The organism is Acidovorax sp. SUPP3434 (assembly GCF_030159015.1).
Taxonomy (GTDB): domain Bacteria; phylum Pseudomonadota; class Gammaproteobacteria; order Burkholderiales; family Burkholderiaceae_C; genus Paracidovorax.
This window is the reverse complement of record NZ_BQXL01000007.1, coordinates 158,709-178,766: the sequence shown is the minus strand read 5'-3', so window position 1 is coordinate 178,766 and position 20,058 is coordinate 158,709. Positions and strand designations below refer to the sequence as shown.

The window sequence follows — 20,058 nt, the reverse complement described above, 5'->3', positions numbered from 1 at the left end:
TCGCAAACCGGCATGGCCGGCTCGCCGGCGGCAGTACCATCGGCGCCCATGAAGCTCGACCCGGTTTCCCTGCGCCTGTTCGTGGCGGTGATGGAAGAAAACGCCATCGCCCGCGCCGCGGCGCGCGAGCACATCGCCCCGTCGGCCGCCAGCCGGCGCCTGGCCGAGCTGGAGGGCACGCTGCAGGTGGAGCTTTTCAGCCGCAGCAACCGGGGTACCGAGCCCACCGACGCAGCGTATGCACTGCTGAACATGGCGCGCGGCGTGCTCAATGAACTCGATGGCATCGCCCTGCAGATGCGCGACTTCCGCGCGGGGGTGCGGGGCCACGTGCGCGTGGTGGCCAACATCTCGGCCATCACCCAGTTCCTGCCGGCCGAGCTGCCCGCCTTCATGGCCGCGCACCCGCAGGTCCAGGTGCGGCTGCAGGAGCAGATCAGCAGCGCCATCGCCCATTCGGTGGCCGAGAACGCCGCAGACGTGGGCATCCTCAACCACGGCAGCTACGGCGAGCGCGTCGCCCTGCTGCCCTACCGCACCGACGAACTGGTGCTGATCGCCCCCGCCGGCCATCCGCTGGCCCGGCGGCGCTCGGTGCGGCTGGCCGATGCGCTGCCGTTTGACTTCGTGGGCGTGCACCCGGGCAGCGCCATCAACAACCAGCTCACCCGCGCGGCGGCCGAAGCGGGCCTGCCGCTCAAGCTGCGCATCCAGGTCACCAGCTACGACGCGCTGTGCCTCATGGTGTCCGCGGGCCTGGGCGTGGGCGTGCTGCCCCGCGGCAGCGCCCAGCTGTACCACGCCACCCTGGCCCTGCGGCCCATCACCCTGGCCGAGCCGTGGGCGCACCGGCAGCTGTCGCTGTGCGTTCGGTCCGGGGAGCCGCTGTCGCGCGTGGCGCAGCTGCTGGTGGAGCATCTGCGGGCGCCGGCCGGGGGCGGCGCATGAGCCCTGCGCACCCCATGGCCTCCCCCCTGCGCTGGGACCTGTTCTGCCAGGTCATCGACAACTACGGCGACATCGGCGTGTGCTGGCGCCTCGCCGCCGACCTGGCCGGGCGGGGCCACGCCGTCCGCCTGTGGACGGACGACGCCACCGCGCTGGGCTGGATGGCCCCTGCCGGCGCACCGGGCGTGCAGGTCCTGCCCTGGCCTGCCAAGGCCCCGCCCGACGGCGCGGGCGACGTGGTCATCGAGGCGTTCGGCTGCGAGATTGCTCCTGATTTCATAGCATCCATGGCATATTCCACTAGGGCATCAGGCCAAAAACGCCTTTGGATCAACCTGGAGTACCTCAGCGCCGAAAGCTATGTGGAGCGCAGCCACCGCCTGCCCTCCCTGCTGATGTCCGGCCCCGGCGCGGGCTGCACGCGCTGGTTCTTCTACCCGGGGTTCACCCGCCGCACGGGCGGGCTGCTGCGCGAGCCGGGGTTGATGGACCGACAGGCCGCCTTCGACCGCGCCGGCTGGCGTGCCCGCCACGGCGTGGCGGCCGGGGCCTTCGCTGTTTCGCTGTTTTGCTACGAGCCACTCGCCTTGCCTTCGCTGCTCGACCGGCTGCGGCAGCATGCCGGCGCCCATTTGCTCGTCACCCCCGGCCGCGCAACGGCAGCCGTCCAGGCACTGGAGAATCAGAGCCAAAATGGCCTTCAGCGCAATCAGGACGACGGCAGCCTGCTATCGATTTCATACCTCGCGCCCTGCCCCCAGCCGGCGTTCGACGAGATGCTGTGGGCCTGCGATTTCAACTGCGTGCGCGGCGAGGACTCGCTGGTGCGCGCCCTGTGGGCCGGCCAGCCCTTCGTGTGGCATATCTACCCCCAGGACGACCAGGCCCACCATGCCAAGCTGCACGCGTTCCTCGACTGGCTCCAGGCGCCTCCTTCGCTGCGGCGTTTCCACGCGCTGTGGAACGGGCTCGAACAGGACGGTCCCCTGCCCGCGCTGGACGCCGCCACGCTGCAGGAATGGCGCGCGACCGTGCAGGCGGCCCGCGCACGGTTGCTCGCGCAGGACGACCTGTTGACCCAACTGCTGGGGTTCGTGGCCGAAAAAAGCTAAAATCCATGGTTTTGCGCCAACCCAAGGCGGCACTTTCTGACGAAGTGACCGGCCGGCGCATCCCGCCGCGGAACATGCGCTGGCGCTCGGACCTTGCGCTGCACCTCTCAGGCAGCGCCCGCAGCGCCCCGGCGCGTAGAGCGGCTTCAACCCCAGCCCAGCAATCTGCTATGAAAATCGCTCAAGAAATCCGCGCCGGCAATGTGATCATGCACGGCAAGGACCCGATGGTCGTCCTGAAGACCGAATACGCACGCGGCGGCCGCGGCGCCGCCACGGTCCGCATGAAGCTCAAGAGCCTGATCGGCAACTTCGGTACCGAAAACGTGTTCAAGGCCGACGACAAGATCGACAACGTCATCCTGGACAAGAAGGAGTGCACCTACTCCTACTTTGCCGACCCGATGTACGTCTGCATGGACACCGAGTTCAACCAGTACGAAGTCGAAGCCGAGAACATGGGCGACGCGCTGAACTACCTGGAAGACGGCATGACCGTCGAAGTGGTGTTCTACGACGGCAAGGCCATCTCGGTCGAACTGCCCACCAGCGTGGAACGTGAAGTCACCTGGACGGAACCCGCCGTCAAGGGCGACACGTCCGGCAAGGTGCTCAAGCCCGCCAAGATCGCCACCGGCTTCGAAGTGCCCGTGCCGCTGTTCGTGAGCCAGGGCGACAAGATCGAAATCGACACCCGCACGGGCGAATACCGCAAGCGCGTCTGATCGATCCGGATCGACTTTCGATCCCCCAAGGGCACCCGCTTCGGCCGGTGCCCTTTTTCATTTCCGCTGGGCCAGTCCATGTCATGTGTGCTCGATCAGCATGACCGCCGTCGTCTGAGGCTCCAGCGCTTCGAACACATGCGTTTCATCCGCCGAGTAGCTGGCATAGTCCCCCGGGCCAAGTTCCACCAGATGGCCGACCGGCCCCAGCCTGGCGCGTCCGCTGCACAGGACGACGTGCTCCACCGTGCCCGGCAAGTGGCGCTCGGAAGTCCTGGGTGCGCCGGGCTGAACCGACAGGCGGTAGAGATCGCGCTGCACGCCGGCAGGGCACACCGCCAGCAAGGTCGCCGCGTAGTTCGCCTGCTCCGAAGCCAGCGCCACCCCCTCATGGGCCCGGATGACCTGCACATGGGTTCTGGGCTGGGCGATCAATTGCGTCACCTGCACATCCAGCGCCGTGGCGAGCGCCCAGAGCGTCTCCAGGCTCGGATTGCCGACGCCCGCCTCCAGCTGGGAGATCGTCGATTTGGCGATGGCCGCCCGTTTGGCGAGTTCCGACACGGACAGGCCGAGGCGCTCGCGCTCGCGGCGCACGGCCGCGGCCAACAGGCGGATGGGTGAAGGACTGGTGGTCAAGGGATGGTCATCCTATCTCATCAAAAAGAACAATCGTTCGACTTGACGAACAAATGAAGCAAGTTCATCATACCGCTCGTTCGTTCTTTTTAAAGAACGAACCGCTTCCTTCCGATCCCTTGCCCAGGCGACTGGGCAATCCACACAGGCAACGATCCATGCATCCGAAAACGGCAGGGACGCTGGAGATGACCACCGCCATGGTCATCGCCGGCACGGTGGGCTGGCTGGTGCTGCAGACCGGAATGCCTGCCGGCGCAGTGGTCTTCTGGCGCTGCGCGTTCGGTGCCGTGGCGCTGCTGATGCTCTGTCTCCGTCCGGGCCAGCCAGAGCGATGGAACATCGGCCGCAGGCAAGCCGGCATGGCCGCACTCGGCGGCATCGCCCTGGCGGCCAGCTGGGGCCTGCTGTTTGCCGCCTACTCGCACGCATCCATCGCGATTGCCACGGTGACCTACCACACCCAGCCCTTCATGCTCGTGGCGCTGGGGGCGCTGTTCTTCGGAGAAAAGCTGACCGCGTCGCAGGCAGGATGGCTGGGCATCGCGTTCGGCGGCCTCGTGCTCATCGTCGTCGGCGGTGGACAGTGGGGCGCGCTGCCCTCCGGCTACCTGGAAGGCGTCGGACTGGCACTGGCCGCCGCGTTCTTCTACGCCATGGCGGCCGCAATCACCAAAAGGCTGAGCGGCGTGCCGCCCCGGCTGATCGTCCTGATCCAGCTGATCGTCGGCACCCTGCTTTTGCTGCCGTTCGCCCAGGCCCCGACGGGCGGATCGACGCTACCCACCTGGGGTTTGCTGCTGGTGATCGGATTCATTCACACGGGCCTGATGTCCACGCTCCTGTACAGCGCCATACAGAAGTTATCGACGTCGATGGTGGGCGTTCTGTCGTTCATCTATCCCATCGTGGCCATCGGGGTGGACGCGTGGGCCTTCGGCCATCGGCTGAGCCCGATGCAGGTCGGTGGCGCCGTCGCCATCCTCATGGCCGTGGCAGGGATGAACTTTGGATGGCGCATGGCCGCACGCCACCCAGCGCCGCGATAGCCACGCGCACGAAGCGTGCGCTTTCGCGCTTCAGCCCATTTCAGGACGATTCACGCAATCTTCAGAGCGCTGCAAGGGGAGTCTTTCCAGAATGGAGCCACCGGAAGGCCGACAGGCGCTCACCCCTTGCCAGCATCCAGGCCCGCCATGGCACAGGGGCGTCGGGTGGGCAATTGCCAGGCCTTCCGGCAATGATTTCATTACATAACACCAGGGAGCCCGCATGCATTCGATCCGCTTTTTTTCGTCCACCGCCCCCTTCGCGCTGTCCGCCATGGCCGCGCTGCTCATGGCACCGGGCCTCAGCCGAACTGCCCACGCCGTGGAATGCCGCGCCATCGCGACCGTGCAGCACAGCGCCGTCTCGGCCAACAACAACGCCGATGGCGGCCACCTCAACCAGCACGTCTTCGGCGCGACGCCGCCCAAGGGCTCCAGCCAGAAGGACAAGACGCTGTTCTCCAGCGTGGGGGAATACAGCGGCTTCTGGAACAACTACCAGGACCCGAAAAAATACAAGGGCACGGCCGTCGACTGCTCCGGCACGCATGCACGGCAGAAGGTGACGGTCTACAGCGTGCTGAAAAAAGACCTGATCGGCGGCTTCAACTGCACCGCTGCCAACGCCAACGGCGAATGCACCACCAAGACGAAATCGCAGTTCTCCAACATCCAGCTCGACTTCGAAGTGGTCGGCGGCAAATGGATCCTGCTGACGGCCTATCCCACCAACTGAGCCGACCAATCAAGCAGGGGGCCGCAGCGGCAGCTTCTGGCGGAAGCGGCCTTTCTCAGCCGAACACCGCCGTCACCAGCCAGAGGTTCGCCAGCGAGATCACGGCGAACAGCCCCCAGGCCGCCAGCCGGAGGGTCCGTCCGGTGGCAAAGCGGCCCATCACCTCGGGGCTGCTGCTGAACCGGATCAGCGGCCACATCGCGAAGGGCAGCTGAAAGCTCAGCACCACCTGGCTGAGCACCAGCATCTTGCCCACACCCGCATCGCCCAGCCACCACACGCCCACGAAAGCCGGCACCAGCGCCAGGCCCCGCGTGATGAGGCGCCGCTGCCAGCAGGGAATCTTGAGATCCAGGAATCCTTCCATCACGATCTGCCCGGCGATGGTGCCCGTGAAGGTCGAACTCTGGCCCGAGGCCAGCAGCGCGATGCCGAAGAGCGCGGCCGCGAGGGCGCTGCCCACCAGGGGTTCGATGAGGTGGTAGGCGTCGGCGATGTCGGCCACGTCGCGGTGGCCGCTATGGTGGAAGGCACTGGCGGCCAGCACCATGATGGCCGCGTTCACCAGCAGCGCGAGCGACAGCGACACCACGGCATCCCAGGTGCAGAAACGAATGGCCTCGCGCCGCGCCGCATCGGTGTCGGCCACCAGCCGGGTCTGCACGATGGACGAGTGCAGGTACAGGTTGTGCGGCATGACCGTGGCGCCCACGATGCCGATGGCCAGGTACAGCGCCCCGGGCTGCTGCAGCCGCTCCAGACTGGGCACGAAGCCCATCGCCACCTGCGACCAGATCGGCTGCGAGAACGCCAGCTCCACCGCAAAGCATGCGGCGATGGTGGCCACCAGCGCCAGCACGATGGCCTCCACCCGCCGGAACCCCGCGCCCTGCAAGCCCAGCACCAGCACAGTGTCGAAGGCGGTGATGGCGATACCCACCGGAATCGACACGCCGAACAGCAGGTGCAGCGCAAGCGCGCTGCCCAGCACCTCGGCCAAATCGCAGGCCACGATCGCCAGTTCCGCCCCCAGCCAGAGGCACCGGTTCACGGCGGGGGAATAGCGCTCGCGGCACAGCTGGGCCAGGTCCCGGCGCGCCACCAGCCCCAGACGCACGCACAGGGTCTGCAGCAGCATGGCGGCGAGGCTCGCCAGCAGCACGACGAAGAGCAGCCCGTAGCCGAAGCGCGAGCCGGCCTCGATGTCCGTCGCCCAATTGCCCGGGTCCATGTAGCCCACCGAGACCAGCAGGCCCGGCCCTGCGTAGCGCAGCAGCTTTTTGGAAAACGGGAGGCCGGGGTCCACCTGGACGCTGCCCTTGACTTCGGACGGGCAGAAAGGCGCGGTGGCGGTGCGCGGCAAGGGGAACATGGGCATGGGAGGTCGATGATACGTAGCCCGGCCCGGCAACAGACACGCGACGGGATGGCGCCGCGCCTATTGCGCAGATAGACGGCGTGGGGTTGCCATGGCGGCGCGCTCGGGCTATGCGGCGAGCGATCAATCGCCGCCATGGCACGGCGCGATGGGCGGTATCTGCCGTCAGGCCTGCGCCCGCCGCGGCGACCCGCCCGCGCGGGCTCCGCGCCGCCTCCGGTCAAATCGGCAGTGCGACCAGATCGTGTCCCTGCGTGCCGACGATGCGGGCCCGGGTGAACTCGCCCACCTTCATCGTCTTGCTGATCTTCTCGGGCGGCAGCAGGTGCACCACGCCGTCGATCTCGGGCGCATCGGCATAGGTGCGGCCGGTGCCGCCCTTTCTGCCCAGCGCGGGGGCGGAGTCGACCAGCACCTGCATGGTGGCGCCCACGCGGCTGCGCAGCTTGGCGGCGGACACTTCCTCGGCCACGGCCATGAAGCGCGCGCGGCGCTCTTCGCGCAATTCCATCGGCAGCATGCCGGGCAGTTCATTGGCCACCGCGCCGTTCACGTCGCTGTAGGCAAAGCAGCCTGCACGATCGATCTGCGCCTCGCGCACGAAGTCCAGGAGGTGCTGGAACTCTTCTTCGGTCTCGCCCGGAAAGCCGGCGATGAAGGTGCTGCGGATGACGATTTCGGGGCAGGTCTCGCGCCAGCGCTGGATGCGCTCCAGATTGCGCTCGCCGCTGGCGGGGCGCTTCATGCGCTTGAGCACGTCCGGGTGGCTGTGCTGGAACGGCACGTCCAGGTACGGCAGCACCTTGCCCGTGGCCATGAGGGGGATGACCTCATCGACGCTCGGGTAGGGGTACACGTAGTGCAGGCGCACCCAGGCGCCGTAGGGTTCGGCGATCTCGCCCAGGGTCTGCACCAGCTCCAGCATGCGGGTCTTGACGGGCTTGCCGTCCCAGAAACCCGTGCGGTACTTCACATCGACGCCGAACGCCGAGGTGTCCTGGCTGATGACCAGCAGTTCCTTGACGCCGCCTTCGAACAAAGCCTTGGCCTCGCTCAGCACATCGCCGATGGGACGCGAGACGAGGTCGCCGCGCATGGAGGGGATGATGCAGAAGGTGCAGCGGTGGTTGCAGCCCTCGCTGATCTTGAGGTATGCGTAGTGCTTGGGCGTGAGCTTGATGCCCGCCACGCCGAAGCTGCCCGGCACCAGGTCGATGAACGGGTCGTGCGGTTTGGGCAGGTTCAGGTGGACGGCATCCATCACCTCCTGCGTGGCATGGGGGCCGGTGACGGCCAGCACGCTGGGGTGCATTTGCCGCACCAGGTTCCCGCCACCGTCGCCGGACCGTGCACCCAGGCAGCCGGTGACGATGACCTTGCCGTTCTCGGCCAGCGCCTCGCCGATGGTGTCCAGGCTTTCCTTGACGGCATCGTCAATGAAGCCGCAGGTGTTGACGATGACGAGATCGGCACCTTCGAAAGTCTTGGAGGTCTGGTAGCCCTCGGCACTGAGCTGCGTGAGGATCAGTTCGGAGTCGGTCAAGGCTTTGGGACACCCTAGTGATACCATACCTATACTCGGCGCGCGCTTCTTCGGGACTGCCGCCAGGGCGTCTTCGGTTGTCGTGGTCATAGTTCTTCTCTATCTAAAAATGTCTGGTCTTGTATACAGCTTCAGGCGCTTCTCAGGCCCTCGCAGGGCACTCAGCAACCAGCGGCGAACGGCCTACGCAGCCCAATGGGCCGCAAAGCACGGTCTAGCGTTGGATGGAAGCCTGACGATGCGAGACGAAGCTCTGTCCGCACACCATCAGCAGCACATCAAGTCGGGCGCCCTCGGGGTATTTTTGGCCGTGGTCAAAGACGGCAAGACCCCGCCAGGTTCGATCCTGGTAGTGGAAGAGCTGGATCGGCGATCACGGGCCAATCTGATGGTCGCGCTGGCGCAATTAGTCGAGATTGTAAGCGCCGGCCTGATTGTCGTCACCGCGTTAGATGGACAAGCCCACGACAGCGAGTCCATCAAGAAAGATCCTTCCAAATTACTCATTTCGCTGTCGATCACGATTCGCGCCCAAACGGAGAACTAAAAATGTCTGGTCTTGTTTACAGCTACATGCGATTCTCCGACCCCCGTCAATCGACTGGTCACAGCAGCGAACGGCAAACAGCCTATGCAGCCAAATGGGCTGCCGAACACGGTCTTGCCTTGGATGAACGCCTGACGATGCGAGACGAGGGCCTGTCCGCATACCATCAACGGCACATCAAATCGGGCGCCCTCGGGGTGTTTCTGGCCGCAGTCGAAGACGGCAAGATCCCGCCCGGTTCAGTGCTGGTGGTGGAAGGGCTTGATCGGCTGTCACGGGCCGAACCGATGGTTGCGCAGGCGCAATTGACCTCGATCGTCAGCGCCGGGCTGACTGTGGTCACCGCCTCAGATGGGCAAGCCTACAGCCGTGAGACCCTCAAGAAGGATCCGATGAAGCTGATCTATTCGCTTCTGGTCATGATCCGCGCGCATGAGGAGAGTGAGACCAAGTCGGTTCGTGTGACCGCATCGATCGTCAAGTTGTGCAGCGCTTGGGAAGCCGGGACGTACCTCGGCAAGATCCGGCAAGGCCAAGATCCACAATGGCTGAAGGAGACCGATACAGGCTGGGAAGCAATTCCGGAACGAGTCGATGCTCTTCGCAGAGCGATCGCCCTCTACCAGGCTGGGCATTCTGGACAAGGAATCGCGCGGCAACTGGCCGAAAACGGCGAGAGTCCCTTCGATCTTCCACTGAGTGCCACCCACTTTTACAAGGTGATCAAGAACCCCACTTTGATCGGCACCAAGACCGTCAGTGCCGGAGGACAGGAGTTCGCCCTCAAGAACTATTACCCCCCAGTCCTGAGTGCCCAAGAGTGGGATGACATCCAGGCAGTTGGCGGCGAGCGAGGGCGTCGCGGTGCCAAATCGACCATTCCGCACATCATCACAGGCTTGAAGATCACCTACTGCGGTTACTGCGGGAGGGCGATGTCAGGCCAACACCTGTTCGGCAAGATCAAGAAACACGGCGACAAGCTCAAAGACGGCTATCGACGGCTGCTGTGCGCTGCCAAGCAGTACGGTGGCCCGCCCTGCCCTCACCCTGTTTCGCGATCTGTAGCGCCCATCGAGCGCGCAATCATGAGCTACTGCTCTGACATCATCAATCTACGGGCACTGTACGGTGGTGACCGCGCGGCCCCGCTTCGCGAGCAGTTGACCGCACTGCGCAAAAAGCAGGCTGACATCACGACTCAATCGGAACGACTGATGGAAGTCATGTTGTCGGCTGAATCCGGAAGTACCCCAGCCATGTTCGTGAAGAAGGCTGCGGAACTCGAAGCGGAGAAAGTGGCCACGCAACGCGCCATTGCGCACACCGAGGCCCAGATCAGTGGACTTGCCCGAAATGACGTTGACGGCATCCAAACGAAATGGTCAAGCCTGGCTCAGGGTGTGCAGGAACTGGACTACGACTCCCGACTTCAAGCTCGCCAACTGATCGCCGACACCTTCGAGCGAATCGCCGTTTACGCCACCGGCGTAAGGCCCGACGACGAGTCTCGATTCACAGATGTGGTCCTGCTTGCGAAAGGGGGAGTTTCGCGAGTGCTGCGTATCGACAAGAAGGGAGCATGGCAGGCTCTAGAAGATATCCGGCAAGACACGGCGCCCGTCTAAACCGGAGGGTCGTAGGCGTCATGTATCGAGGTCAAGCTCCAGTTCTCTGCCCCCACTCGAAATGGTGGCTCTTCGGCAGTCACACAATTTCCGCAAGGAAAATACTGTACATATCAACAGCACTGGTTGCATAATCAGAATCATGACTCTGTACAGACGTCTGCACAGGTTGGAGGCCCGCTTGGCATCACCCAAAGGTAGGCGAACTGGTGGCCTTCACCAGATTGAGGTGGTCCGGGGCTACAATGATGCTGATGAAAACAACAGCAAAATCGAGGACCTCTGTCCATTTTTCGGGGCATGAGACATTTCCGCTCCGTCAAATGTGGCTGAAGAAGGCCTTCGACCAAGCGGTTGAAGGCGGCCGCGTGCCCAAAGCTGCGTTTGCAGACGAAAACGCCATTGCGTCGTTCGGCGTAGGCAAGAACATGGTGGCCTCCATCCGCCATTGGGCGATGGCCTGCGACGTGCTTCGTGACTCCGGCGACGATCCGCAATTGTTCGAAATCTCCCCCATCGCCAGCGAAATCCTGCGCGATGGCGGCTTGGACCCCTACGCTGAAAACCCTTCCACGGCTTGGCACGCGCATTGGTGGCTTGCTGGCAAAGGAAACCGTGCCACGACTTGGCGGTGGCTCTTCAACCATGTGACCGCGCCGACGTTCACGCGCCAAGAACTCGAGGCTCCACTCGAAGACTTTGCCCGCAAGCTCGACCCCAAGAAGAGGCTCTCGGCCTCCACGCTTTCGCGCGACTTGGAGACGTGCCTTCGCAGCTATGCCCCTCGTTTTGCAGGAGGCTCTCCCGAAGATTTTGCCGAGCCGCTGCTTGGCGAACTAGGCCTGCTGCAGGAGGTCCACAAGGGCCAATACGCCTTCCGCCGCGGCCCCAAGGCCACGCTGCATGACGGCCTGTTCGCATACGCCCTCCTCGACTATTGGGACAGCTCGGCCGAAGGCCTGAGCTCCATGGCGTTTGAGGCCATCGCCTACGGCGAGGGCTCGCCGGGCCGCGTGTTCAAACTTGACGAAGACTCGGTGGCGGAGCGCCTCATGGGCCTTGCCGACCTCACAGACGGCTTTCTGGCTTGGACCGACACTGCTGGCCTTCGCCAAGTCCATAAAAAAACCGGCGACTCCACTGAGATGCGCCGAGAAATGATTCGAAGAGCCTATGACTGACGATAAAGGCCAATTGCTCTCGGACTTCGTCCGCATATCGCGGCACTACCAACGCTCAATCCGCGTGGACGCGGACTTAGGCCGTCTAGACGCCTTGGCGGGCTACATCTGCCACTCGACCGCCACCTCCATCTTGGAGAACATGGCTCGGCAGTTGACAGAAACCAACCAACGCTCGTTTACCTGGACTGGCCCGTTTGGCGGAGGAAAGTCTTCGCTTGCCGTGGCTATCGCGAGCGCGCTGCATCCCGACAAGAACCTTAAAACCCACGCCCGCACCGCCCTCAAACTCGGCTCGATGCCCGCCTTCGACAGGGCCTTCCCCGTCCGCAAGGGGTGGCTCGTGGTGCCGGTGGTGGGCAAGCGTGGAAGCGTCATCGCCGAGCTCAACGCCGCGCTCCGAAAAGCGAAGGGCAAAGGCACAGACAACCGCAAGGTGTCGCCGACCAACTTGATCAATGAGCTGGTTCAAACGGCCGAGGATCGCTCGCAAGATGGCGTGCTGATCATCCTCGACGAAATGGGCAAGTTCCTCGAGGCCTCGGCGCTCGGGCATGGCGACGATGTCTACTTCTTCCAAGAGCTAGCCGAAGCAGCAGCTCGCGCCAATGGCAAGCTGGTAGTCGTCGGCGTACTGCATCAATCGTTCGCCCAATACGGCGCGCGGCTGGGCACCGACACCCGCGACGAGTGGGCCAAGGTTCAGGGCCGCTATATCGACTTGCCCTTTGTCGCGGCGAGCGACGAGGTCGTGGAGCTCATCGGCCGAGCCATTGAGGCTGAGCGGCGCCCTGATTGGATGCTCGACGCGTCTAACACCATCGCCGATTCCATCCGGTCGCGCCGCCCCGCTGTCGGCGCAAAGTTTGCCGACGCGCTGGCGACTTGCTGGCCGCTGCACCCCGCCATGGCCGCGCTGCTTGGCCCCATCTCCAAGCGGCAGTTTGGGCAAAACGAGCGAAGCACGTTCGGCTTTCTGGCGTCGGTGGAGCCTCATGGCTTCCACTCCTACCTGCAAGCGACGCCGATCAAGTCGGCCACCTGGTATCGGCCGGACAACTATTGGGACTACTTACGCTCGAACCTCGAGCCCGCAATCCTGGCCTCGCCCGACGGCCACCGTTGGTCCCAAGCCGTCGAAGCCATTGAGCGCACCGAGGCCAAGACTGGCAATCCATTTTTGGTTGAGCTGATCAAGAACATCGCGGTCATTGACCTGTTCCGCAATGGCTCTGGCCTGGCCGCCGACACGGCAGTCCTGGGCGCGATCTTCTACAAGCAGCCCATCGCTGAAATCGAGAAGGGCCTCGAAGAGCTTTCGCGCATGCGCGTGGCCCTCTTCAAGAAGCACATCGGCGCTTGGTCGGTCTTCGAGGGCAGCGACTTCGACATCGACGCGGCCATCGCCAAGACCCTTGCCGCCTCGCCTGGCGTCGATTACAACCACCTTGCCCATTTGATGGGCCTGCATCCGGTCGTGGCCAAACGCCACTATCACGAGACCGGCACCATGCGGTGGATGAACCTCTCGCTGAGCAAGCTCGACGAAGCCGAGCGCCTGGCTGAGAAATACGCCCCGGCCAAAGGCGAATTTGGCCTGTTCGCCCTTGCCCTTCCTGGTCGCGACGTCGGGGCCAAAGTGGCTCAGCGCAGGGCGCAAGAGAGCTCGCGACTGAGCCCCTGGCCGGTGATGGTCGGCATCCCGCGCAACCATGCCCGCATCGAAGAGCTCGGCGCCGAGCTCGTGGCCCTCGAAGCCGTCAAAGACCGCCATGAGCTCCAAGGCGACGCCGTCGCTCGGCGCGAAGTCCATGCGCGCCTGGCGGCCGTCAAGGCCAACCTCGAAGAGCAGCTTCAAGCCGCAGTGACCAACGCGCAATGGTTTGATGGCAGCGGCGAGGCCATCGAATCTGGCGCGCGCCTCTCTCCCATCGCCTCCAACCTCGCGGACGACCTTTACCCGGATGCGCCGCTTGTGTGGAGCGAGCTGGTCAATCGAGACAGCGTGTCGAGCAACAGCGTCAAGGCTCGGCGCGACCTCCTGCACCGCATGCTTTCCCACGAGGGAACCGAACACCTGGGCATTGAAGGCTTCCCGGCCGAGCGCGGTCTCTACGAGACTTTGCTGCGCAGCACTGGCCTGCACCGCGAAGTCAGCGAGGGGCAATGGCACTTTGTGCAGCCCGACGCCGACAGCGAAACTCGCTTCGCCGCCATCTGGCAGGCGACGCGCGACATGTTCGTAGACTCGTCATCGCGCGTGAAGGCCTCGGACATCCTTACGCGATGGACCGCCGCGCCCTTTGGGGTAAAGGCGGGCATTCAGCCTGTGCTTCTCGCCGCTTTCTTGCTGGCGCACCAATCCAATGTGGCCGTCTACAAGGACGGGATGTTCATTCCGCGCCTGACCGACGCCGATATCGACGAATACCTCCAAGATGCCGGCCGCTTCTCGCTGCGCTGGGTGGTCATCGATGAGGAGAAGGCCCGCATACTTGGCGGGATCGCCAACATCCTGGCCGAAGTGGGACACGCTGCCGAAGCGCGCGATCCGCTGGAGGCCGCCCGCGGCTTGGTCGCCTTGGTCTTCAACCTGCCGGTGTGGGCCCAGCGCACGCACCAACTCAGCGACAGCGCCCGAGCCATCCGAGACACCTTGCTCAAAGCGAGCGACCCGCACAAGGTCTTGTTCGTCGATCTGGTAGCCCTGCTGGACACCAGCGATGGCGACGCCTATGTGGAAGCCCTTCGCGGCCCTATCGCCGAATTGGCAGGTGCCTACGAGGCCATGCTAAGAAGCGTGGATTCGGCCATGCTCGAAGCCCTGGACGCTCCGCCAACCCAGCTCGACCGCCTGAGGGCTCGGGCGGAGGCCGTTGCCGGCATCACCGGCGACCTCAGACAGGACTCTTTCGCCACGCGCCTGGCCAAGCATGACGGCAGCACGGTCAGCATTGAGGGCATCCTAAGCCTGGCGGCCAACAAGCCTCCGCGCGACTGGACCGACCGGGATATCGACGCGGCGACGCTCGAGATCTCCAAGGTCGCCTTGCGGTTCAGGCAGGCCGAGGCGTTTGTCTCGGTCAAAGGCCGCAAGCCCAACAGCGAAGCCTTCGCAGTGGTGATCGGCGCCGGCACAGGCGCCCGAATGATCTCGCGCTCCTTCGATATCACCGACCGGCACCGCCAGGCTGTTGAGACCAAGGCCGACGAGATCGCTGCCCAACTGAGAAAGCAAGGCCTGGGAACTGATGTGTTGCTCGCCATTCTGGCCAAGGCGGGCATGCGGCTGACGGCCGACGAGGAGGAAAACCATGGCTGATCGCCACGTTCTCGGGCTGTCAGGGGGAAAGGACAGCGCAGCGCTGGCCGTGCACATGCGCCAGGCGCACCCCGAGCTGAACATCGAGTATTTCTTCACCGACACCGGCGAAGAGTTGCCCGAGGTCTATGAGTTCCTAGGGCGCCTTGAAGGCTACCTGGGCAAGTCCATCGAGCGGCTGAACCCCCGTCGAGATTTCGACTTCTGGCTGCGCGAATACAACCACTTCTTGCCATCTCCTCAAACGCGGTGGTGCACCCGCAAGCTCAAGCTGACGCCGTTCGAGCAGTGGATCAAGCCCATGATCGCTTCGGGCGACACGGTCACGTCTTACGTGGCGATTCGAGCCGACGAAGACTATCGCGAAGGCTACTCGTCGAAGCAGGAAAGCCTCAGAGTCTCCCTGCCCTTCCGCACCGCTGGCATCGACAAGGCTGGCGTGATGGACATCCTTGAATCGTCAGGCGTGGGCTACCCCAAGTATTACGAATGGCGCTCGCGCAGCGGCTGCACGTTCTGCTTCTTCCAGCAGAAGATCGAGTGGGTGCGCCTCAAAGAACGCCACCCCGACAAGTTCGAGGCAGCCAAGGACCTGGAGAAAGACGCGTTGGAGCACGGCTCACCGTTCACATGGTCCTCTGGCGAATCACTTGCCGAGTTAGAGCAGCCTGAGCGCGTGGCCCAAATCGTGGCCGACTTTGAGAAGCGTCGGGAGCGCGCACGAGCTGTGATCCCGATCAACCCGCTGCGCCCCGTCCGTTCATGCCCTGAAGACATCGACGATGTCTATGGCGAAGACGAGGGCAACGGGTCCTGCGTGATCTGCCACAAGTAGGCTTGGTCGTCAGGCGCCTCGCTCGAAAACAATGGTCAACTGCGGTTGGCCTGCAGCAGCCTCCCCAGCCACGAGGGCTTTGAACGCGGTATTGAGGGCGTCAGTCCCCTTCACCCTGGTTGTCAAGATCCCAGCAAGTTGCCTATCGGCACGCCACCCCTTACGCAACGCGGTGCAAACCACGTCAGCGTCCGCAGCGATGCCCAATTTTGCCAACTCATTCCTGAGCCACAGCGAAAGCCAGACGCAAGCGTCGTCCTGAAAGCTGTATTGATCGCTTTCAAACAACAGCGAGAAGACTTTTGCTTTTCCATCCTTCTCTAGAACGGTAGCAACCCCTTTATTCAACGTCGGCTCTTGGAGGAACACCTTTGCCTTCAACATCGCCGGCCGAATCATCTTCTGCGAGGCCGAGCGTGAGATGTGGTTGCTTGTGTCAGCGACGACGTGCGAGGCGATATCACCCCTTAGACGCCCAATGACGCGAAGGCTCTGCTCCCGCGCGCGTTGAACCACTTCGACCAATGGCAAAGCCAAAACCTGCCCGACATCAATATCCAAATCGAATTCACGTGGACCTGCACCGTCATCAAACTTCAAATTCCGCGCAACCAATCGTGGCCTTGTTGAAGGATCGGGCTTCTCCCATATTTGAAGCTGCCGCGCCCGCGCGCGCGCAAAAATCAAGCAACCGTTGATGTCCTTGTCTCGGCTTATGCCATTCAAGTCGCATTGCTGAGTGATGTGAACGAGACAAATAGACCCCGTCTTCAAACCCGGGCCAGCCAGAACAGAGCCGAAAGGCAAGCTGTGACTGATGTTCTTTGCGGCCTCAACGTCAGAAGAAATGAATGACACAGGAGGCAGAGCGCCAATCCATGTGAAATGAGAAATCAGGCTTCGCATTGCGTGCACGTCGGATGTGGGCGCGATCAACCTATTTTCAATGGCCTTGCCGTCGGCAGACAGAAGCTCACGAAAAATGCAGTCCAACTTGGCCATGCTCGCTGAAACACTCGCATCTTCTTCAATGTGGACAAGATGCTCGCGCGCGAGCATCTCATGAAGATGCTGATCAAACGGATCGTCATCGCTGACAGACGCAAAATGGATTTGCTGCATGGCCGCGGCATCTAAGTTCCAGAGCGTGGCAGAGGCCTTTGTCTTGGCTGCATCGAGTGCGCTAAGCCAGTTGGCCATGAACAACCGCATCTCTCGGGCCGCAGGGCGCTGACGTGTCAACTGATCAAAACCAAGCCGCAAGCCTGGCGCACCGAACGCCTCGCTTGTGATCTTTTGCTTGGGAAGAATGAGCAGGCCAGCCGCGCTTATCTGCGATTTTTCGCTAAAACTCTGCCTGTTCTGCTCAAGCTCATCGTGGGACGACATCAAAACGATGGGAGGAATCTCATTGCCAGCGGCGGCCTGAGAGACTGACCGCATGTACGTGGCCAAGGCAACTACCGGATTGGCCTCACCATTCTCAAGAAACAAATCCAAAAACAGGGCGTCGAACAGCAACACGTCATCCGCTGGGGGGCGAGGGGCAGATCGAATTTCGATTACAAATTGCGAAGCAGGAAACGCTTCACGCATTGCAACTTCAAGCTTCTTTACCCGAGCCGCACGCTCAATAAATGGATTCAGCAGTGCTCTCAAATCTTGGTGGGCACCTTGCGCAAAAGCATCACTCAAAATCAAATTAGAAACGGCATCGTCCGAGCCAAAATAATCTGCCACCTCATGAATGTCACCATTCATGAGCTCTGCAATGGACGGAACCGCAAGGCCTACCTGTCTCAAGTGTTCAAACCGCGGATCGTTTACGTCCGAGATCACATCATAGAAATCTGGATTTACACCATTAAGGTGCTCACGACGCAAGCCTGCCAGCTCATCATCGACTACCAGTATTCTTTTAAGAGCGGCAACTTGACCCTCGGCAGGCTGACCGACTTCAGGCGGCGCTTCATTGGCGGCGACGGGAGCCGCGGCGAGCGTGCCTTCCATGTTGATATTCTGCTCTTCCATTATTACCCCTCCCTGGGCAGCTCAAGCACAAAGGTTCTCAATCTCCCATCAACATCGCTTGTCGAGTCGAGATATAGTTTTCCGCCGTGATATTCAACAAGTTCACGTGCGATATACAGCCCTAACCCCTTACCCCTCTTTCGAGTAGTGAAGTATGGTTTAAAGACATCCTCGCGATACGCTGGATCGATACCCGGTCCGTTGTCGGACACGGTAATCGCAAATGCCTTCGAATCAATATCTACCGACATGCATCGAACAACTTCTGGCTCTCGAAGGCTCTGCTGCACCCAATACACAGAATTGGTCAAAAGATTCTCGAGAACCTGTGCTATCAAACCCCGAACTAGCTGAACGTCTAGTCGCCTCCCCGCGGGATCCTCGCCATCAACAGTCAACTCAAATTCAATTTGATGACGTTTGAATCTGGCGTCAAATCCCGACACGACAGTTCTGGCCTGAGCAATAACGTCGTAGCGTTCCTTTCGATTTCGGCCCGACGGACTCATAACGTCAATTGACCGAATGCGCTTGTTTGTTGCGGTGATCTGCGACTGCAAATTATCGACAAGCGAAACCATTGCCGAACTTGTCCCCTCAGCCTTTTTGAGATCAGAGAGTAACTCGCCCGTCTTCTGAGTCAGGCGTGTCAGCTCGTGGACGACAATCTCAACAACCAGGCCAATGTTTGCCAACTCCAGCAATTCGACTCGCGTCTCACGAGCAAGCTGGAGTGCATTTCTAATAGTTTCGACATACTCGACTTGCCCTTGCAGAGCGCGCCGAATCTCATCCACCTTTGGCTTAGCAGCCGGAATCGAGCGCCCTATTTCTTCGACGTTACGCAAAGTCTGGCGCAGTGAATCCTCAGACTTCCTGAGACTCTCATCGGTAGATTCCTCCTCGATGGCATGCTTGACCTCAAGCTGCTTCACTGCATCGATGTGCGCGCGCAAGTCTCGGACGATCACGTCTCCGAGCAACGTGACAAGCAAATCCTGCTCGGGGCAAGAAACCAATCTCTCCCGATTTGCTGCATCGACAAGGTAAGGATTAGTCTCAGATGAGATATTGACGCTGCCCACCGTCTGATACCGATTGAGCGTAAAACCTTTGGTTCGAAGAGCTTTGGCGTCCCATTCAAGCCAGTCGTCATCCATCCCGCCTGTTTGGCCGACTCGAAATCCGTCACGGTAGATTGCAAACCCACCACACCAAACGTTCAGCTCATCGAGTATCTTTTTTTTCGAGTGCTCAATGCCACCGTGGATAAGCGACCTGTTGAACCAAAGACAGCTCACGGAGAAGGGCCCTAAACGGCGACATATTTCTATGGGCACCCCAGCCTCCCGCGAAATTTCCTCAAGCGTCCAACTTCTCGATTCAGCGCTAGTGGAGCTTTTCCAAGTGAGATCACGTCGGAGAGCCACCAAATTGGCGGAGTCGCCTGGTGTGTATGAAATCTCAGTCCTGAATTGCGCGCAATCTGTAAGCCATCGGGGCAAAGGAACAATAGGGAGTCTGTGTCCGTTTAAAAGAACATCAATGGGGTAAGGCCGCTTGCGCGAAGAGACGGGGTCTTGCAACCGGCGAATGAATTTGTTCAGAAAAGCTTGCACCTTGGTGGCTGACCAATTCGCAATAAGGCCGCGTATCGTGATGACCGTCCCCTGAACTTCCGGAGCGTCGCTTTGCCCTCGAACAACGTGAAACTTCACTTCTCCGAGATATGCGGCCGGGTCGTCAAATTTTCGCCAATCAAAAGTAATCGAGTGCCAATACCGTTCGCCCTCAGTTTTGGATTGGACAATGGCGATGTCGCCGAGCTTCATCATGGACAGACGGCCGATTCCCTTCTCGCCCAAAACCAGATGCTCCCCTTTTTTTCTGGTCTTCTTATCCAAGAATTTATTGGGCGTTCCAACGACCATGAATCTATTTTGGAGATTCGAAGCCGACATTCCTTCGCCGCTGTCGCTTATCTGGATCCAGTAGTCTTCAAGTAGAAACTTCTCGATGCATTGCGCCAAGTCGTCGCGCGTGGCGGAATTTTCCTTAAAAAGGTCCAATACTTGCGCGCGCTGATCCAAATCCAAATCCATCGAGACCGCTTTTTCTAGCCTTTCTAAAGCAGCGACCTTCGACAGCTTTTCCCCCAAGAGCTGTTCACGAACAAGCGCAACAGCGCCCGCGTCCGCTGGCGCCGATATTGCCACCTTCGCCCGAGGCGAGCGGGCATCGAAAGCATTCTTAATTAGCTCATAGAGCGCCATCTCGTCAGACGTAATCAGTTCGGCACCGAGCTGCCGCATAGCCCGTGCCGCTATTCGAAAAGGCTGGCCATCTTCATCAATTGAATTTGTCATGCTTAATTTCCTTGGGAC

Annotated in this window: 15 protein-coding genes; 10 read left to right on the top strand and 5 right to left on the bottom strand. The window is 61.6% G+C overall.

Going from position 1 to position 20,058, the window contains the following annotated elements:
* Positions 1-48 precede the first annotated feature (48 nt).
* From AVKW3434_RS13475 to efp, 3 genes are all read left to right on the top strand, one after another.
* A complete protein-coding gene (locus tag AVKW3434_RS13475) occupies positions 49-948 on the top strand; it encodes a LysR family transcriptional regulator (protein ID WP_284406246.1) in 900 nt (299 codons plus the stop codon).
* Positions 949-962: 14 nt separating this feature from the next.
* On the top strand, positions 963-2,060 hold the full coding sequence (gene earP / locus AVKW3434_RS13470) for an elongation factor P maturation arginine rhamnosyltransferase EarP (RefSeq protein WP_284406245.1): 1,098 nt from the start codon (positions 963-965) through the stop codon (positions 2,058-2,060).
* A gap of 170 nt (positions 2,061-2,230) precedes the next feature.
* On the top strand, positions 2,231-2,785 hold the full coding sequence (efp, locus tag AVKW3434_RS13465; RefSeq protein ID WP_272552191.1) for an elongation factor P: 555 nt from the start codon (positions 2,231-2,233) through the stop codon (positions 2,783-2,785).
* Positions 2,786-2,866: 81 nt separating this feature from the next.
* On the opposite strand, the gene AVKW3434_RS13460 is transcribed toward efp, so the two are convergent.
* Positions 2,867-3,424, bottom strand: coding sequence for a helix-turn-helix domain-containing protein (locus tag AVKW3434_RS13460; RefSeq protein WP_284406244.1), 558 nt, complete (start codon positions 3,422-3,424; stop codon positions 2,867-2,869).
* A 158-nt stretch (positions 3,425-3,582) separates the two neighbouring features.
* Here AVKW3434_RS13460 and AVKW3434_RS13455 point away from each other — a divergent pair, with 158 nt between their 5' ends.
* Positions 3,583-4,473: a DMT family transporter gene (locus AVKW3434_RS13455; protein WP_284406243.1), complete on the top strand. Its 891-nt coding sequence runs from the start codon at positions 3,583-3,585 to the stop codon at positions 4,471-4,473.
* A 223-nt stretch (positions 4,474-4,696) separates the two neighbouring features.
* Positions 4,697-5,209, top strand: a complete 513-nt coding sequence (locus tag AVKW3434_RS13450) for a hypothetical protein (RefSeq protein ID WP_284406242.1) — start codon at positions 4,697-4,699, stop codon at positions 5,207-5,209.
* Positions 5,210-5,264: 55 nt separating this feature from the next.
* Here the strand turns inward: AVKW3434_RS13450 and AVKW3434_RS13445 are convergent, their stop codons facing one another.
* Positions 5,265-6,581 (bottom strand): Nramp family divalent metal transporter, encoded by a 1,317-nt coding sequence (locus AVKW3434_RS13445; protein ID WP_284406291.1) that lies wholly within the window; start codon positions 6,579-6,581, stop codon positions 5,265-5,267.
* A gap of 226 nt (positions 6,582-6,807) precedes the next feature.
* Positions 6,808-8,220: a 30S ribosomal protein S12 methylthiotransferase RimO gene (gene rimO / locus AVKW3434_RS13440; RefSeq protein ID WP_284406240.1), complete on the bottom strand. Its 1,413-nt coding sequence runs from the start codon at positions 8,218-8,220 to the stop codon at positions 6,808-6,810.
* A gap of 148 nt (positions 8,221-8,368) precedes the next feature.
* Here rimO and AVKW3434_RS13435 point away from each other — a divergent pair, with 148 nt between their 5' ends.
* The 5 genes from AVKW3434_RS13435 (at position 8,369) to AVKW3434_RS13415 (ending at position 15,643) form a co-directional block, all read left to right on the top strand.
* Entirely contained in the window at positions 8,369-8,677 is a 309-nt protein-coding gene (locus tag AVKW3434_RS13435; protein WP_284406238.1) for a recombinase family protein, read from the top strand.
* 2 nt (positions 8,678-8,679) lie between these two features.
* A complete protein-coding gene (locus tag AVKW3434_RS13430) occupies positions 8,680-10,305 on the top strand; it encodes a recombinase family protein (protein ID WP_284406237.1) in 1,626 nt (541 codons plus the stop codon).
* 323 nt (positions 10,306-10,628) lie between these two features.
* Positions 10,629-11,486, top strand: a complete 858-nt coding sequence (locus AVKW3434_RS13425; RefSeq protein WP_284406236.1) for a DUF4007 family protein — start codon at positions 10,629-10,631, stop codon at positions 11,484-11,486.
* Complete coding sequence (locus tag AVKW3434_RS13420; protein WP_284406235.1) at positions 11,479-14,808, top strand: ATP-binding protein; 3,330 nt, start codon at positions 11,479-11,481, stop codon at positions 14,806-14,808. The genes AVKW3434_RS13425 and AVKW3434_RS13420 overlap by 8 nt, the downstream gene beginning before the upstream one ends.
* Positions 14,801-15,643, top strand: a complete 843-nt coding sequence (locus AVKW3434_RS13415; protein WP_284406234.1) for a phosphoadenosine phosphosulfate reductase domain-containing protein — start codon at positions 14,801-14,803, stop codon at positions 15,641-15,643. The genes AVKW3434_RS13420 and AVKW3434_RS13415 overlap by 8 nt, the downstream gene beginning before the upstream one ends.
* A gap of 9 nt (positions 15,644-15,652) precedes the next feature.
* Here the strand turns inward: AVKW3434_RS13415 and AVKW3434_RS13410 are convergent, their stop codons facing one another.
* Positions 15,653-17,674 carry a hypothetical protein gene (locus AVKW3434_RS13410; RefSeq protein WP_284406233.1) on the bottom strand — a complete coding sequence of 674 codons (2,022 nt, stop codon included), beginning with the start codon at positions 17,672-17,674 and terminating at the stop codon, positions 15,653-15,655.
* A gap of 2 nt (positions 17,675-17,676) precedes the next feature.
* Complete coding sequence (locus AVKW3434_RS13405; protein WP_284406232.1) at positions 17,677-20,040, bottom strand: sensor histidine kinase; 2,364 nt, start codon at positions 20,038-20,040, stop codon at positions 17,677-17,679.
* Between the last annotated feature and the right edge of the window lie 18 nt (positions 20,041-20,058).

Excerpts from the sequence above, each read along its gene's own strand:
- AVKW3434_RS13435 (WP_284406238.1), top strand. The coding sequence starts at position 8,369 with ATGCGAGACGAAGCTCTGTCCGCACACCATCAGCAGCACATCAAGTCG.
- AVKW3434_RS13410 (WP_284406233.1), bottom strand. The coding sequence starts at position 17,674 with ATGGAAGAGCAGAATATCAACATGGAAGGCACGCTCGCCGCGGCTCCC.
- rimO (WP_284406240.1), bottom strand. The coding sequence starts at position 8,220 with ATGACCACGACAACCGAAGACGCCCTGGCGGCAGTCCCGAAGAAGCGC.
- AVKW3434_RS13430 (WP_284406237.1), top strand. The coding sequence starts at position 8,680 with ATGTCTGGTCTTGTTTACAGCTACATGCGATTCTCCGACCCCCGTCAA.
- efp (WP_272552191.1), top strand. The coding sequence starts at position 2,231 with ATGAAAATCGCTCAAGAAATCCGCGCCGGCAATGTGATCATGCACGGC.
- earP (WP_284406245.1), top strand. The coding sequence starts at position 963 with ATGGCCTCCCCCCTGCGCTGGGACCTGTTCTGCCAGGTCATCGACAAC.
- AVKW3434_RS13475 (WP_284406246.1), top strand. The coding sequence starts at position 49 with ATGAAGCTCGACCCGGTTTCCCTGCGCCTGTTCGTGGCGGTGATGGAA.
- AVKW3434_RS13445 (WP_284406291.1), bottom strand. The coding sequence starts at position 6,581 with ATGTTCCCCTTGCCGCGCACCGCCACCGCGCCTTTCTGCCCGTCCGAA.
- AVKW3434_RS13455 (WP_284406243.1), top strand. The coding sequence starts at position 3,583 with ATGCATCCGAAAACGGCAGGGACGCTGGAGATGACCACCGCCATGGTC.
- AVKW3434_RS13420 (WP_284406235.1), top strand. The coding sequence starts at position 11,479 with ATGACTGACGATAAAGGCCAATTGCTCTCGGACTTCGTCCGCATATCG.
- AVKW3434_RS13450 (WP_284406242.1), top strand. The coding sequence starts at position 4,697 with ATGCATTCGATCCGCTTTTTTTCGTCCACCGCCCCCTTCGCGCTGTCC.
- AVKW3434_RS13415 (WP_284406234.1), top strand. The coding sequence starts at position 14,801 with ATGGCTGATCGCCACGTTCTCGGGCTGTCAGGGGGAAAGGACAGCGCA.
- AVKW3434_RS13425 (WP_284406236.1), top strand. The coding sequence starts at position 10,629 with ATGTGGCTGAAGAAGGCCTTCGACCAAGCGGTTGAAGGCGGCCGCGTG.
- AVKW3434_RS13405 (WP_284406232.1), bottom strand. The coding sequence starts at position 20,040 with ATGACAAATTCAATTGATGAAGATGGCCAGCCTTTTCGAATAGCGGCA.